General features: G+C 64.7%; 15 protein-coding genes and 1 pseudogene. 7 read left to right on the top strand and 9 right to left on the bottom strand.

The window, feature by feature from the left end; genetic code table 11:
- Window positions 1-240: 240 nt before the first annotated feature.
- Together LQG66_RS03445 and LQG66_RS03440 are read left to right on the top strand one after the other, a co-directional pair.
- Window positions 241-456, top strand: a complete 216-nt coding sequence (locus LQG66_RS03445) for a hypothetical protein (RefSeq protein WP_231323439.1) — start codon at window positions 241-243, stop codon at window positions 454-456.
- A 263-nt stretch (window positions 457-719) separates the two neighbouring features.
- The gene (locus LQG66_RS03440; RefSeq protein WP_231323437.1) at window positions 720-950 is read left to right on the top strand and encodes an FmdB family zinc ribbon protein; all 231 of its coding nucleotides are present in this window, start codon (window positions 720-722) and stop codon (window positions 948-950) included.
- A gap of 19 nt (window positions 951-969) precedes the next feature.
- Here the strand turns inward: LQG66_RS03440 and LQG66_RS03435 are convergent, their stop codons facing one another.
- The 7 genes from LQG66_RS03435 to LQG66_RS03405 form a co-directional block, all read right to left on the bottom strand.
- A complete protein-coding gene (locus LQG66_RS03435) occupies window positions 970-1,401 on the bottom strand; it encodes a Rieske (2Fe-2S) protein (RefSeq protein ID WP_231323434.1) in 432 nt (143 codons plus the stop codon).
- 172 nt (window positions 1,402-1,573) lie between these two features.
- Window positions 1,574-2,296 carry a DUF3750 domain-containing protein gene (locus LQG66_RS03430; RefSeq protein WP_231327677.1) on the bottom strand — a complete coding sequence of 241 codons (723 nt, stop codon included), beginning with the start codon at window positions 2,294-2,296 and terminating at the stop codon, window positions 1,574-1,576.
- A gap of 158 nt (window positions 2,297-2,454) precedes the next feature.
- The gene (locus LQG66_RS03425) at window positions 2,455-3,291 is read right to left on the bottom strand and encodes an SH3 domain-containing protein (protein WP_231323432.1); all 837 of its coding nucleotides are present in this window, start codon (window positions 3,289-3,291) and stop codon (window positions 2,455-2,457) included.
- 119 nt (window positions 3,292-3,410) lie between these two features.
- The gene (locus LQG66_RS03420; RefSeq protein WP_231323430.1) at window positions 3,411-4,229 is read right to left on the bottom strand and encodes a DUF2066 domain-containing protein; all 819 of its coding nucleotides are present in this window, start codon (window positions 4,227-4,229) and stop codon (window positions 3,411-3,413) included.
- Between the two features lie 28 nt (window positions 4,230-4,257).
- Window positions 4,258-4,554, bottom strand: coding sequence for a copper-binding protein (locus LQG66_RS03415; RefSeq protein ID WP_231323427.1), 297 nt, complete (start codon window positions 4,552-4,554; stop codon window positions 4,258-4,260).
- 781 nt (window positions 4,555-5,335) lie between these two features.
- On the bottom strand, window positions 5,336-6,187 hold the full coding sequence (locus tag LQG66_RS03410; protein WP_231323425.1) for a 3-hydroxybutyryl-CoA dehydrogenase: 852 nt from the start codon (window positions 6,185-6,187) through the stop codon (window positions 5,336-5,338).
- 108 nt (window positions 6,188-6,295) lie between these two features.
- Window positions 6,296-7,213, bottom strand: a complete 918-nt coding sequence (locus LQG66_RS03405; protein ID WP_231323422.1) for a LysR family transcriptional regulator — start codon at window positions 7,211-7,213, stop codon at window positions 6,296-6,298.
- 209 nt (window positions 7,214-7,422) lie between these two features.
- On the opposite strand from LQG66_RS03405, the gene LQG66_RS03400 reads away from it, so the two are divergent.
- The 5 genes and pseudogenes from LQG66_RS03400 to LQG66_RS03380 all read left to right on the top strand — a co-directional run.
- Entirely contained in the window at window positions 7,423-8,808 is a 1,386-nt protein-coding gene (locus LQG66_RS03400; protein ID WP_231323420.1) for an MFS transporter, read from the top strand.
- A 47-nt stretch (window positions 8,809-8,855) separates the two neighbouring features.
- Window positions 8,856-9,947, top strand: a complete 1,092-nt coding sequence (locus LQG66_RS03395) for an amidohydrolase family protein (protein WP_231323412.1) — start codon at window positions 8,856-8,858, stop codon at window positions 9,945-9,947.
- Window positions 9,947-11,044, top strand: coding sequence for an amidohydrolase family protein (locus LQG66_RS03390; protein ID WP_231323409.1), 1,098 nt, complete (start codon window positions 9,947-9,949; stop codon window positions 11,042-11,044). Before LQG66_RS03395 ends, LQG66_RS03390 begins: the two co-directional genes overlap by 1 nt.
- Entirely contained in the window at window positions 11,041-11,457 is a 417-nt protein-coding gene (locus LQG66_RS03385; RefSeq protein WP_231323407.1) for a Rieske (2Fe-2S) protein, read from the top strand. Before LQG66_RS03390 ends, LQG66_RS03385 begins: the two co-directional genes overlap by 4 nt.
- A pseudogene (locus tag LQG66_RS03380) lies at window positions 11,447-11,666 on the top strand (PQQ-dependent sugar dehydrogenase); the annotation flags it as partial. The gene LQG66_RS03385 and the pseudogene LQG66_RS03380, both read left to right, overlap by 11 nt.
- 17 nt (window positions 11,667-11,683) lie before the next feature.
- Here LQG66_RS03380 and LQG66_RS03375 read toward each other — a convergent pair.
- A complete protein-coding gene (locus LQG66_RS03375; protein ID WP_231323405.1) occupies window positions 11,684-11,938 on the bottom strand; it encodes a hypothetical protein in 255 nt (84 codons plus the stop codon).
- A gap of 89 nt (window positions 11,939-12,027) precedes the next feature.
- Window positions 12,028-13,713: a methyl-accepting chemotaxis protein gene (locus LQG66_RS03370; RefSeq protein WP_231323403.1), complete on the bottom strand. Its 1,686-nt coding sequence runs from the start codon at window positions 13,711-13,713 to the stop codon at window positions 12,028-12,030.
- Window positions 13,714-13,747 lie beyond the last annotated feature (34 nt).

The raw sequence follows: 13,747 nt of genomic DNA, 5'->3' as shown, positions 1-13,747 counted from the left end.
TCGGCACGTCCCCAGCGGCGCCGGCCGCCACAGCGACGAGGCGACCAACTCATCAGCAGCGAACGCGAACGATGTGGTGAAAGAAGCGTGATGTAAGCAGTGAATCCGTCACGCTTCTGTAGCCATGAAGTGACACCCGTACCAATCCTTTCCGTAGCAACACGGCCTGGATTCATCACTTGGCATGAACTCTGCTTTCCAGATCCCTACCGGGTCCCACTCTTTGGAGGCAGAATCAACGTGCTCGTCACTCTCGTCGCAATGCTATGCAACGGCCCGCTCTGCATGGAGAAGGTCGTCACCAACAGCGAGATGTCCGGCATCACGATGACATCATGCGCGGTCAGTGCGCAGATCGGAATCGCGGACTGGATGTCCAAGGGTCCATATCACGAGTGGCGTCTGCAGAGTTACAAGTGCGTCGCCGGCAAGTACGTGCCGAAGACCAACGCCTGATCCCCTTCCCAGCCGGCTGGCGCCGTGATTTCCGGCACCGGCCGGCGGGCGCCGTGATTTCCGGCACCGGCCGGCGGGCGGACGCCCGCGGCGGGCTGTCAAGAGTTCGACGCCAGCCGCGTCGCGTTCGGAACACGCTCAGGCCCAGAGGGGGCCGTTTGCGTGCAAATGAGCCCCAATCGAGCCCCGAATCAACGCTTTCGGCGGGCTTGCGGCTGGCCCGCTTCATGCACTGTCCTCTCCCGTCGAGGAGGGGACGTGTCATGCCGTTCTACAGCTTCCATTGCGCCAAATGCACCGAAGATGTCGAGTTGCTGATCGGAATTTCGGAAAAGCCGGTGTGCCCGAACTGCGGCGGCCGCAGGCTCACCCGCCTGCCCTCGCTGCCGGCAGCACCGGCACGCAGCCCCGGCCTGATCAGGGCAGCGCGAGCCCAGGCCGCCCGCGAGGGGCATCTCAGCAATTTCAGCCGCGCCGAACGGAAGAAGCGCTGACGGCGGCGCGGTCTGCTCGTCAGTCCGAGGTGATCTGCACCTCCGGCACGTCGTCCTCGGGGTCGTCGATGTCGAGCCCGTCCTCCTCGTCCAGATCGATGCCGGACAGGCAGACATCGCCGTCGTCGATCACGAGCTTGATCGGGGGCAGCGCCCGGCCCTGACAGGGGCCGATGAAGCACTGCCCGGTGTCGAGATCGAACTGCGCACCGTGCTGGCCGCAGACGAGGAAATTGCCCTCCTCGTCCATGAACTCGCCTGGACGCTTGTCGAGGCGCGCGCCCTGATGCGGACAGGCATTCTCGAAGCCGTAGAAATTGTTGCCCTTGCGCGTGACCAGGATCGGCCAAGGCTTGGCGCTGCCATCTGCATCGCGCCGCTGCAGCACGAAGCCCTGCGCCGTGCCGTCGTCCACCTCATAGGTCGCGCAGATCGCAAACAGCGTGTCCATCAACTGTCTCCCCTCGCCTCGTGTGGCGGATCCGACATTCGCAAGCGCGCGCGGGCATGCTGACGCGAATGGCAGGGCCGGGACGCCGGCGTTCTGGCGCAACCGCGACATTGCGGGTTGCCCGGAAGGGGTTGCAGCAAGCAGCATGCCAGGAGATCGGCGCCCGCCGCCCTCAGGTGGGGGTCATGCCGAGACGGCCGATCCCGGGGAATTTCAAGGCAGGACGCCGCAGATCGAGCCCGAGGACCCCGCCGAAGAAGTTCAGCTCAACGCCTTCGATCCATCCCACCGTGAGGCCGAGATAGCCGCCGAGCGATACGAACAGGCCGGTGCCGGACGCCGTGCGTCCGCACCAGCCGTCATAGGGGTAGTCCTTGCCGATCGCGGTCGGCGGCAGCACGGCGTTCAGCTCCGGCACCGCATTCAGCGCCGCCTGCACGAACGTGTTCGAATTCGGTCCGGGCCAGGCGTTGTAGTCGCCATAGGCGCGCAGGCGATAGGTTTCGATCACGCCGCGGATCTTTGGAATCACACGCTCGGCTTCGTCGCCATCGACGGCCAGCACCGTCTCGGGCAGAGCCCCGAACCAGCGGCCGTCGGGCGCGAAACCATCGATTCGGATCGGCTCACCCCAGGCCGTGTAGTCATAGCGCGTGTAGCGCAGCGCGCCGCTCTCCTTGACGACGATCCAGGTGTGGACCGCGAAGATGCCGCGCCAGCGCACCGTGCGCGCAGCGAACACGCGCAGGATTGCGTCGGCATGCTCTGCCGGAGATGGCAGCAGGCCGGCGCTCGAACGGTCCGCGGTCTGCCAATGGCCGCGGCGATCGCCGCGCAGATAGTTCGCGGCCGAGAGCAAGATGGGGGTGATGATGAGCAGCAGGAAGACGAGCACGGACTTTTTCACGGCGGGCGAAGATCAAGGGAAAAACGGGAGGACGACAGCCATGTAGTCATCGTCCCCGCTATTGCCACCAGCCGATCTGCGCGCCGGCCCCGCGCCCCGCCTTGCAGCGGATGCGCGGTCTGCATTCTCTCCGCCACGCACGATCGTCAGTGCCGACGGAAGCCTCCAGCGGAGCCGGAGCGCCCGCCGCCGCGGGGGCCGCCTGCGCTGATGTGCGAAGGCCCCATGGCAGGGCTGCCGACGACGCGGGGAGCTGCGCCGACCTGCGGTGCATTGCCGATCATCGTCCGCATGCCGCCCATCTGCGCGCGGGCGCTCTGCGGCGGGCCACTGCTGCGTCCGATCGGCGGCTGCATGACATGGACCGGTGTTGTAGTCTGAGATGCGGCGCCCGCTGAGACCCGAGGTCCTGCAGCCCCCGTGACAGGGGCTGGTGACCCCGTCGCCATGCGTGGCGGCGGAGGCTGACTGCCAGCTCCGGCCACCGCGCCCGATGCGCCTGCGGGCTGGGCCACCCCGCCCGGGCCCGGACCACGCGGAGTCATGCCGGGCTGCGGTGGATTTTGAGCCATCGCGGGCGGATGGCGACGCCAGTAGTGGTTCCAGAACGCGTGCCGATAATACCAGGGCCGTCCGATGTAGAAGCTGCTCCAGTAGGTCGTGAGCACGAACGGCGCCACCGGCACGTATTCGACGTATTCGGGCAGGTAGACGTAGCGCTGACCGTCGAGATAGGCGAGCGCTCTCGCGGCCACCCAGCCGCGTTCGCGATCGAAGCTGACGTCGCACCACGCGCCGCCCTCAATGCAGCCATGGATGGTGACGCGTGCGCCCGCCGGAATGCGCTCCACGACAGGAAAACCGGAGCCGGGTCCGGCGCGCATCGTAGCCGCCGTTCGCACCAGGCCGGGCGCGGCGGCCGCCAGCGAGACAGGCATTGCCATCAACAATGCGGCGAACAGACACGTCTTGAATTTCACCACGCACACCTCCTGTCTGGCTTCCGGGCAGACCCGGGAGCAGAACGCTCATTCCCGCAAGCGCGGCATTGCCCGCTCCGGCATGAACTCGACAGGGATTGTTGCAGGCTATCGCGGCAACCTCACGGCGCTCCGTTGCCGGAAAGAATCTGCGCTACACCGCCCAGGCCGCGGCGAAACGCTTCGTCGAACGTCACGCCACGAAATCGCCACCGATGCTGCGCGCCCGCGGCATCGAGCCGCCATTGCGCGACCCAACCGAGCTCGGAATCATCCCAGGTGAGGCGACCGAACAATGTCGCCTCTGCTCCCGGCAGCGACACAGCGACGGTCGCAGGGGGAAGCTCGGCGCTGCCGAGATCGACGTTGGCGATCTGCGACGCGCTCGGGAGCAATACGTCCAGGCCACGCTTGACAGCGGCGGCACGCAACGCATCGCGCTGCAGATCAGACTGGCGGTCGTCCGACACGACGAGAAAGCTCCGGCTCCCGGACGTGATTGCGACGATCGCAGCGATGGACGGCCGCCGCGCCGACCATGGCTTGACGTTCAATGTCGCGAGCAGATCGTCGATCTTCGCATGATCGAACGAGACGGTCAGGTCGTAGGGCCGGTCGCGCGTGCCCTGCTCGTCGTGCTTCGGCTTGCCCGACATCTGGTCGTGGTAGTCGAAACCCGTCACGAATGCGCCGGCCCGCGCCTTCAGTGGCATCAGCCGCGCGTCTCCGCTGAGCTGAAACGCGCCGGATGCCTTGATCAGCACATCCTCCAGACAGATCGCAAAGCCTGCCTGGCGATTGTCCTCGCCCTGCCCGGTCACGACGGTCTGAGCCTGATAGAGGCCGCCGGTGGCTGCCTTCACGACCGTGCCGAGACCGACGATCAGCCACAGCCCAAGACACCATGTGCCAGACCGCAAGGAAACAGCGCCCGGTCCCATCCCGCCCTCGACGCGAAAGGTGAAACTATTACTGCCGATCGAGCTTGATGATCGTCTTCGCGCCGCTGCCGTCGGCGGTCGAGAACGTGACGCGATCGCCGGCGTGAACCTCCTCGATCATCGCATTGTCCTTGACCTTGAACTCCTCAGCCGCGGCGGACGCTCCTGCGCCGACGGTTCCATTCTGCACTCGCTTGATGGCGATGGTTCCATTCAGCCGGTTGATACCGGTCACGACGCCGGTGGCCCCCTGCTCGGCAGCAAGCAAGGGCAGGCTCCACACGAGAGCCGCAACCGTGACCAGAGTGATCCTTGCTGCTTTCATCGCTGTTCTCCTGCTTCCGATCTGCGGCAGACAAGCTACCACGAATTCTTTGGTTCCCGGAACAATGGTCCTATTCACGACTTTGATGCAGCCGCGTGACGCGCCGCAGCTCACGCCAAGATCATCGAACTGCCCGTGCCCTTCGGCTCATCCCACCCCGGAAATTCTGCTGGACGACATAGCCGCCACTGTCCGATTGCACAGCCTCGATAGTAAGACCCGTGCTCTCCTCAAATAGTGATCTTCGACGATTTGTCATCGGACGAACGCGAAGACTCCGCCGAACGACGAGAGTCCGCGTCCGCAAGGCCTTGCCGCAGCGATCCCTACCGTAACGCCGAATTCATCATTGCGTCATGATGCGCCTTGACAGCGAAGGTTCGCGGGAGGAGCATTCGAGGTGCCGTTTCGTTCGACGTGCCGGTTGATGAAGCCGCGGCGATGATCGGACGGCAGTCAACAATCAGGATGAGCGGGAGGTTCAATGACTCCACCTCAGCACCAGATCCGCTGAATGCGGCGGTATCGCTTCGGACCATCGCAGAGCGGTCAATCGCGAACGGCACGCCGGGTCGTGGCTTAGTGGGCTGCATCAGCAAGGCATTGCCCCTTGCCGCCCGGCGCTGTGCCGTCAACTGATTGTTGTCGGCGTAGCGTAAGCGGCGAGCGCGCTCGACGCGCCACCCGCCGCTTATGAATCACTGCGCATAAGAAGAGCTACACAGCGCATAAGAGCTACAGCGTATACGAAGTCACTGCGTATAGATTCACTGCGCAGCCGTTACTTGCTGTAATCGTAAAATCCCTTGCCGGTCTTGCGGCCCAGCTGGCCCGCCGCGACCATTTCCTTCAACAGCGGCGCAGGACGATATTTCGGGTCGTTGAAGCCGTTGTAGAAAACCTCCATCACCGACAGCATCGTGTCGAGGCCGATCAGATCGGCCAGCGCGAGCGGCCCGATCGGATGATTGCAGCCGAGCTTCATGCCCTCGTCGATGTCAGCGGCCGTCGCAATGCCTTCCGAGTACGCGAAGATCGCCTCGTTGATCATCGGGCAAAGGATACGGTTCACCGCAAAACCGGGGCTGTTCTTGGCGGTGATCGCGACCTTGCCGATCCGCTTGGCGAAGTCGACCGCCGCAGCATGGGTCGCGTCCGATGTCTGCAGGCCCCGGATCAGCTCCAGCAGAGCCATCATCGGCACCGGATTGAAGAAGTGCATGCCGATGAAGCGATCCGGCCGGTCGGTCGCGGTCGCAAGCTTGGTGATCGAAATCGACGAGGTGTTGGTCGCGATCAGCGCCTCGGGCTTCAGGCTCGCACAGAGATCCTTCAGGATCTTGAGCTTCAGCTCCTCATTCTCGGTCGCAGCCTCGATGACCAGATCACAGCTCGACAGCTTTGCCTTGTCAGCCGTGCCGGTGATGAGGGACAACGCCTTGTCCTTGTCGGCGGCGGTCATCTTGTCCTTCTTGACCAAGCGATCGAGGCTCGAGCCCACGGCCGCGAGCCCGCGCGCCACCGCCTGCTCCGAGATGTCGACCATGATGATCGGTACGCCGGCAGCCGCGCACACTTGCGCGATGCCGTTGCCCATGGTGCCCGCTCCGATGATACCGACCGTCTGAATCATTGCTGATGCCTCTCTCGCGTCCTTGGGGACCACGCCCCGCTTTCCGGTGTTGCTTAACAGGCTATCGCGCGGCCCGGTAGACCCCAGGCTTGGCGCCGACGTCCGGCCTCAGCCGACCGCGACATGAGCCGTCTGGCCTTCTGCCACCGCACGGAAGGCGTCGCGGATCGCGGACAGCAGAGTTTGCACGCGCGCCAGATTGGCCCGGGTCGTCGGCACCAGCGCCTTGACCCAGAGATCCGGTACCAGGACCTCCGGGAGGAGCTCGATCAGCGCGCCGCTGCGCAGCCGCTCCGCCACCGCCATCCGCGAGACCACGGCGACTCCGCCGCCGGCCCCGAGGGCCTCGACCAGCAGCGCGTTGTTGTTGGTCACGAGGCGCGGGCGCACCGCCATCGTCGTCAGGCCATTGGTGCCGTCGAAGGTCCAGACCGGTCCCATCGGCGTGAAGACGAGGCAGTCGTGGTCGGCGAGATCGCGCACGTGACACGGCCGGCCGCGCCGCGCGAGATACGACGGCGCGGCGCACAGCACGCGCGGAAAGGCCAGCAGCGGCTCCTCGATGACGCCGTGGAAGGATGATGGCATCATCGTCAGCACGATGTCGAAGCCTTCTTCGACCGGATTGACGGTGCGATCGACCAGCACCGCCTCCAATGTCACGCGCGGATATTTGAGCTGAAAAGCCGACAGCAGCCTCGCCAGGTCGATGGCCATCGGCGATCCCGGCGCCTTGATCCGGATCTGGCCTTCGATCTCGTCCGGCGATCGTTTCACGCCGGCCGCCATGTCGTCATACTCGCGGACGATGTGCTGCATCGTCTCGAGATAGCGCTCACCGACCTCGGTGAGCTGCAGACGCCGCGTGCTCCGGCGCAGCAGCTTGCACTTCAGCGACCATTCCAGCTGGCCGACCCGCTTGGTGACCGCCGATGGTGCGAGGCCAAGCTGGCGCGCCGCCTCGGAAAAACTTCCGCCCCGGGCCGTCGCCACAAATGCCTTCATGTTCAAAAGGCTATCGCCCATTTCATCCAATCCGGAAAAAATGTCTGTCCAAAATAGCCTATTCTCTCTCGATCCCGAAGCAAATAGCCTGCAGCTGCAAACTGCTTTGGCCGCGGATGCATCCCCCACGTTGCGCCCCGACGCTGGCTGTCCCCCAGGGAGGCCGGCTGTCGCCAGAGCGGTTTGCAACAAGCCGTCGCGAACGAACGGCAACTGGGGAAGGAACGACCGTGAGTGTCACCGCCGTCATTGACGTCAGCGACGTCATCGAGCGCCAGCGTCGCAATGGCCTGGTGCTCAAAGTCATGATCCTCTCCACGACGATGATGTTCCTCGACGGCTACGACCTGCACGCCATGGCATTTGCGGCGCCGGCCATCATCCGCAACTGGGGCATCGACAAGGCCACGCTCGGGGTCGTGTTCAGCGCCGGCGTGTTCGGCATTCTCGTCGGCGGCCTGATCTTCGGCTATCTCGGCGACCGCATCGGACGGCGCCTCGCGATCGTCGCATCGACCATCACTTTCGGCGGCTTCAGCCTGCTGACGGTCTGGGCCGACGACCTGAGCATGCTCATCGCGCTGCGCTTCCTGGCCGGTATCGGCATCGGCGGACTCGCGCCGCTGTGCTTCTCGCTCAATCTCGAATATGTGCCGAGCCGCTATCGCGGCACCGTGGTCGCGATCATCATGCTCGGCTATGTCGCCGGCGGCAGCGCCGGCGGACTCATCGCGGCCTGGCTGGTGCCGCATCTCGGCTGGCAGATCGTGTTCTGGATCGGCGGCGTGCTGCCGCTGATCGCAGCGACCGTCAGCTTCTTCACCTTGCCGGAATCGATCAAGTTTCTGGTGGTGCAGGGCCGGCGGCCCGACGAGGTTGCACGCATCGTCAACAGCATCGAGCCCGGGCTCGACGCGCAGCCGACCAGCCGCTTCGTGGTTCAGGAGGAGGAGCCGAACCCGGTTGGCAGCGGCCCGCTCGCAAGGCTGACCGCCTTGTTCGACGGCAAGCTCGCGATCATCACGCCGCTGCTGTGGGCCGCCTATATCGCGAGCTCGATGACGATGTTCTTCCTCAACAGCTGGACCCCCATTCTCGCGGAGGCATCGGGCTACACGCCGGCACAGGCGGCATTCGGCCTCTCGATGTTCAGCCTCGGCGGCGCCGTCGGCGCGCTGCTCGCCGGCTGGGTGCTCGACCGGTTCGGCGTGCTCGCGATCGCCGCCGTCCCGATGATCGCCTGTCCGCTGGTCGCCTCGCTCGGCCTTGCCGGCTTCAGCGATACCGGCTTCCTGGCGGCCATGATGTGTGTCGGGTTCTTCGTCGTCGGCGGCCACCAGGGGCTGAACAGCGCCGTCGGACAATTCTATCCCAGTGCCAACCGGGCGACCGCCGTCGGCTGGGCGCTCTCGGTGGCCAAGATCGGATCGATCGGCGGTCCCCTGATCGCGGGACTGCTGATTGCGCAGCACCTGCCCGCATCGAACCTGTTTCTTCTGGCCGCGCTGCCGCCCCTGGTGATGGCGAGCTGCGTCGTCGCCATGGGGCTTTCACAGCGCCGCCGGACGCTCACCGCGCCCGGGCCGGACAAGGTCAACCAGGCTGCGCCAGCCTGACCGGCCGCCGCACACGCCAACGCAAGCTGAGAGCCACGGAGCCGACGATGAGGATGCCCTACACGGGCGCGATCGATTGCGATCTGCACGTTCCTGCACCGACGATCGCGCAGCTGCTGCCCTACCTCGACGACTACTGGCGCGACCAGCTCGTCAACCGCGCGATCGACCGGATGCCGTTCGCGATGATGAGCTATCCGCCCAATGCGCCGATCAGCCAGCGCGCCGATTGGCGCGCATCGCAGGCCGGAACGGCGCTCGACACGTTGCGCTCCCAGGCGCTCGATGCGTTCGGCGTCAAATTCGCCATCGCCAACGTCATCCATGGCTGCGTCGCGCTCCACAATGACGACATGGCGGCAGCGCTGAGCCGCGCGGTCAACGATTGGCTGCGCGCTGAATGGCTCGACCGTGAGCCGCGGCTGCGCGGCTCCATCCTGATCCATCCGCAGGATCTGACGCAGGCGCTCGCAGAAATCGAGCGTCTCGCCTCCGATGGGCGTTTCGTCCAGATCCTGATGCTGGCGATGGGCGAACGGCCGCTCGGGCGCCGCGAGTTCTTCCCGATCTACGCGGCCGCAGAGCGCCACGGACTGGTCGTCGCCGTTCATGCCGGCAGCACCTATCGCTATGCGCCGACCATCGTCGGCTGGCCCTGCTATCAGTTCGAGGACTATATCGCGCAGGCGCAGGCGTTCGAGAACCAGACCGTGAGCCTGATCGCCGAAGGCGTGTTCCAGCGCTTTCCGCAACTGAAATTCGTCTTCCTGGAATCCGGCGTCAGCTGGCTGCCGGTGACGATGTGGCGCACCGACAAGACCTGGCGCGGCGCCAGGCCCGAAACGCCATGGATCGACCGTTGGCCGTCCGAGATCATCCGCGCGCATCTCAGGCTGACGACCCAGCCGTTCGACGCGCCTGATGCACATGCGGTGGCGCAAACCGTCGAGCGCATCGGCTCCGACGACATGCTGCTGTTTTCGACCGACTATCCGCACTGGCAGTTCGACGGTGACGACGTGCTGCCCGACGGGTTGCCTGCGCTGCGAAAGGTGCTGATCGAGAACGCGATGGCGACCTATCCGCGCCTTGCGCAGGATGCGCTCGGTGGTGCCGCCACGATCGAGGAGACCATCTGATGAATGCCCCCTTCCTGGAGCAGCAGGCACGGCAGACGCTGGCCGTCGTCGACTGCGACATCCATCCCGCGCACCGCACGCCGGGCGAGCTCCTTCCCTATCTCGAACCGCGCTGGCGCGAGCACTACCAGACCTATGGCGTGCATGTGCGGCAGGCGCTGTCGAGCACGCTGATGTATCCGCGCATGATGGCGGCGGGCATGCGCACGGATGCGCTTCCCTCGGCCGGCCCGGCGGGCTCGGATCTGGACATGCTGCGCAAGCAGCATCTCGATCCCGTCAATGTCGAGTTCGGGCTGCTGATGGCGCTCAGCAAGGGCGGGATGGAGGAGCGCAATCCCGAGTTCGCCGCCGCCATGTCACGCGCCACCAATGACTGGCAGATCGACCATTGGGTGCGCCAGGAGCCGCGGCTGCGCGCCGGGATCGTCGTGCCGCAGGAATTTCCCGAGGCCGCGGTGACCGAGATCGAACGCTGCGCCGCTGATCGCCGTTACGTGCAGATCATGCTGTCGTCGCGCCCGTCGGACCCGCTCGGCCATCCCCGCTACTGGCCGATCTACGCGGCCGCGGAGCGGGCCGGCCTGCCGATCGGCCTGCACCCGGTCGGCTACAATGGCGGGCATCCGTCGACCGGCTCGGGCTGGCCGACCTACTATCTGCAGGAGCATTACGTGTTCGTCGCCTGCATGGAAGCGCTGGCGGCGAGCTTCATTGTTGGCGGCGTGTTCGAGCGCTTCCCCGGCCTGAAGGTCGTGCTGGTCGAAGGCGGCTTCGCCTGGGCCCCGGCGCTGGCCTGGCGCATGGACAAGCATTTCGACAAGTTCCGCAAGGAAGTGCCGCACCTGAAGCAGCGGCCGTCCGAGTACCTGCGCCGGCACATCTGGTGGACGACGCAGCCGATCGAGGAGCCCGAGCATGCGCGGCATCTCGTCGAGATCATCGACTGGATCGGCTGGGACCGCCTGCTCTACTCGTCGGACTATCCGCATTGGGACTACGACAATCCCAGCTTCTCCTTCAAATTCCCGATGACCGAAACCCAGCGCCGCAAGATCTTCAGGGACAATGCAATGGCATTGTATCGCCTCTCATGAGCCGCCACGTCGTCTGTTCGGCGGACGAATTGCCGCCGGGGTCGCGCCGGACCGCGTTCGTCGACGGCCGCGAGATCGCACTGTTCAACGTCGACGGTCGCCTGCACGCGCTGCTCAACCGCTGTCCGCACGGCGGCGCCCGGATCTGCACCGGCGTCGTTACCGGTATCGCGCAATCGTCCGGTCCCGGTGACTACCGTCTCGAACGTCACGGCGAGTTCCTGCGCTGTCCCTGGCACGGCTGGGAGTTCGAGCTTGCCACCGGTCAGTCGTGGTGCGATCCGCGCACCACGCGGCTGCGCAGCTACGACGTGAAGCGTGAGCCCGGCGCAAGCCTGGTGAAAGGCCCCTATGTGGCCGAACGCTTTCCGGTGGTGATCGAGAACGACTACGTGGTCGTCGAAACCCGGTGAGACTCCGACGGTGGCACCGGGTTTGAAGATCGCGGCGCTGGCCACCGGCCTGCAGCACCCACGCCCGCTCTACGCGCTGCCGAGCGGCGACGTGCGGTGGAGCCGAGGGCGCTGCCGCCCCCGGCGAAACGGCCGAAGGTTGTCGTGATGGCGATCATCGAGTGTCAGGCGGCAGCACCGGCCCCAGCGACCGCGTCGCCCTGCTGCATACTCGCGCTTACTCGTCTCAAAGGATCGCTCCGAGCTTGCTCTCGGCAGTAGAGATAAGTTCTCGAACCTTTGCGCTTTCGATACGCAATGCTGCGAGAGGTGGATCCGAGCCGATGAGCAGGTCCAATTCGTCCAGGGCCTGGCGCTGCCGGTTCAGCTCTTGCTGGAGGCGATCAATGTGGGGATGTAGGAGCGCCCGAGAGATCGCATCTGCGCGACACGTGCTGAAGCGCGATGGATCGGGGACAGGAAAGTCGAGGATATCGGCCACGGTCTTCTCGCCAGCGCCTAGTCGTGAACCCAACCGTTCAATGGCTATGGGGCCGGGCTCCAGAGCCCAGCCGTCAGTTGTCCAGGCGTTCAAGCAGCGGCCCGACCGGCCAAGGCCTGCGCCTCGGCCGCCGCGCGAGCCATGCTGGACGACATCTCGTTCGTCACCGTGCTCTGCTCTTCGACTGCCGCGGCCGTCGAGGTGACGTACTCGCTGACGTTGTTGATCGCCTGTTTGATGGAATTGAGAGCCATCACGACGTCGCCCGATATGCTGTTGAGATTCTCGATTTCCTGACCGATCTTGTCGGTGGCCTGCTTGGCCTGGTTGGCGAGGCTCTTGACCTCGGCGGCGACGACCGCAAAACCACGACCGGCTTCACCCGCACGGGCTGATTCGATGGTCGCGTTCAGCGCCAGCAAGTTGATTTGCCCGGTAATATTATTGATCATCTCGACGATGCCGCTCATGGCCTGGGCGGCATCAGAAAGTCGCTGGGCCTGGCCATCCGCAGAGGCCACTTGACTCACGGCCCCCATCGCCGTCTCACGTGATTTCGTCATGGCTTCCGAGATCTCGCGCACCGATGCATTGAGCTCCTCCGACCCCGCGGCCACCGTTTCCATCATCGCGCGAACACGCTCGTTACCCATGCGAACCAGCACTTGTCTGGTGACGTCGGTGGCGTATTTGACGACCTTGAAAGGCTTGCCGTTGAGATCGAGGATTGGGTTATAGGATGCCTGGATGTAAACCTCCTTGCCGCCCTTGCCGATACGTTTGTATTCGGCAGCTTGGTACTGGCCGCGATTCAGGCTCGCCCAGAACTCGCGATAGTCGCCGCTGTTGCGCTCCGACGGATCGACCAACATGCTGTGGTGCTTGCCCTTGATTTCGGCCAAGCTGTATCCAAGCGCATGAAGAAAATTGTCGTTCGCCGTGATGATCGTTCCGTCCATGTTGAACTCGATCACGGCCTGCGACTTGCTGATTGCATCGATCTGGCCGGCAAGATCGGCATTCTTGATCTTCTGCGCGGTGACATCGGTTGCGAATTTGACGACACCGAACGGCTTGCCGGATGGATCGAGCACGGGATTGTAGGAAGCCAGGATCCAGACTTCCTTGCCGCCCTTGCCAATGCGCTTGAACTCGCCGCTCTGAAATTCGCCGCGATTGAGGGCCGCCCAGAACTCGCGATAGGCAGCGCTGTCGCGCTGCGACGGCTCGATGAAAATGCTGTGATGCCGCCCCTGGATCTCATCCAACCTGTAACCCAGCGCGTCGAGGAAGTTCTGGTTGGCGCCGACGATCGTTCCGTCGAGCTTGAATTCGATCACAGCTTGCGCGCGGTCGACCGCGGCGAGCTTGGAGGCGTCCGTCATGCTGCGGAGTTTCTTCTCTGTGATCTCGGTCGCGAACTTGACCACCTTGACCGGTCTGCGCTTGTCGTCGAGCACCGGATTGTAGGACGCCTCGATCCAGACCTCGCGGCCGCCCTTGGCGATCCGCTTGAACTCGCCCGCCTGAAATTCTCCGCGATTGAGTCCTGCCCAGAACTCGCGATAGGCAGCGCTGTCCCGCTCGCCCTGCGAAACGAACATGCTGTGATGCTTGCCTTCGATCTCGTTGAGCTGATAGCCGAGACAGTCGAGGAAGTTCTGATTGGCGCCGCGGATCGTGCCGTCAAGATCGAACTCGATCATGGCTTGCGAGCGGCTGATCGCATCGATCATCGCCTGTGCGTCGCCTTTGCTTGATTTCCGGCCGAACATTCACTTCATCTCCGAATTGTTGCGCGCGGGGCGC

This window comes from Bradyrhizobium ontarionense, assembly GCF_021088345.1.
In the GTDB taxonomy this organism is placed as follows: domain Bacteria; phylum Pseudomonadota; class Alphaproteobacteria; order Rhizobiales; family Xanthobacteraceae; genus Bradyrhizobium; species Bradyrhizobium ontarionense.
This window is presented reverse-complemented; position numbering and strand designations above follow the sequence as displayed.

What these genes read in the sequence shown, in the direction of transcription:
- LQG66_RS03410 (WP_231323425.1), bottom strand. Translation starts at nt 6,187, where the DNA reads ATGATTCAGACGGTCGGTATCATCGGAGCGGGCACCATGGGCAACGGC.
- LQG66_RS03385 (WP_231323407.1), top strand. Translation starts at nt 11,041, where the DNA reads ATGAGCCGCCACGTCGTCTGTTCGGCGGACGAATTGCCGCCGGGGTCG.
- LQG66_RS03415 (WP_231323427.1), bottom strand. Translation starts at nt 4,554, where the DNA reads ATGAAAGCAGCAAGGATCACTCTGGTCACGGTTGCGGCTCTCGTGTGG.
- LQG66_RS03435 (WP_231323434.1), bottom strand. Translation starts at nt 1,401, where the DNA reads ATGGACACGCTGTTTGCGATCTGCGCGACCTATGAGGTGGACGACGGC.
- LQG66_RS03405 (WP_231323422.1), bottom strand. Translation starts at nt 7,213, where the DNA reads ATGGGCGATAGCCTTTTGAACATGAAGGCATTTGTGGCGACGGCCCGG.
- LQG66_RS03420 (WP_231323430.1), bottom strand. Translation starts at nt 4,229, where the DNA reads ATGGGACCGGGCGCTGTTTCCTTGCGGTCTGGCACATGGTGTCTTGGG.
- LQG66_RS03440 (WP_231323437.1), top strand. Translation starts at nt 720, where the DNA reads ATGCCGTTCTACAGCTTCCATTGCGCCAAATGCACCGAAGATGTCGAG.
- LQG66_RS03390 (WP_231323409.1), top strand. Translation starts at nt 9,947, where the DNA reads ATGAATGCCCCCTTCCTGGAGCAGCAGGCACGGCAGACGCTGGCCGTC.
- LQG66_RS03395 (WP_231323412.1), top strand. Translation starts at nt 8,856, where the DNA reads ATGAGGATGCCCTACACGGGCGCGATCGATTGCGATCTGCACGTTCCT.
- LQG66_RS03370 (WP_231323403.1), bottom strand. Translation starts at nt 13,713, where the DNA reads ATGTTCGGCCGGAAATCAAGCAAAGGCGACGCACAGGCGATGATCGAT.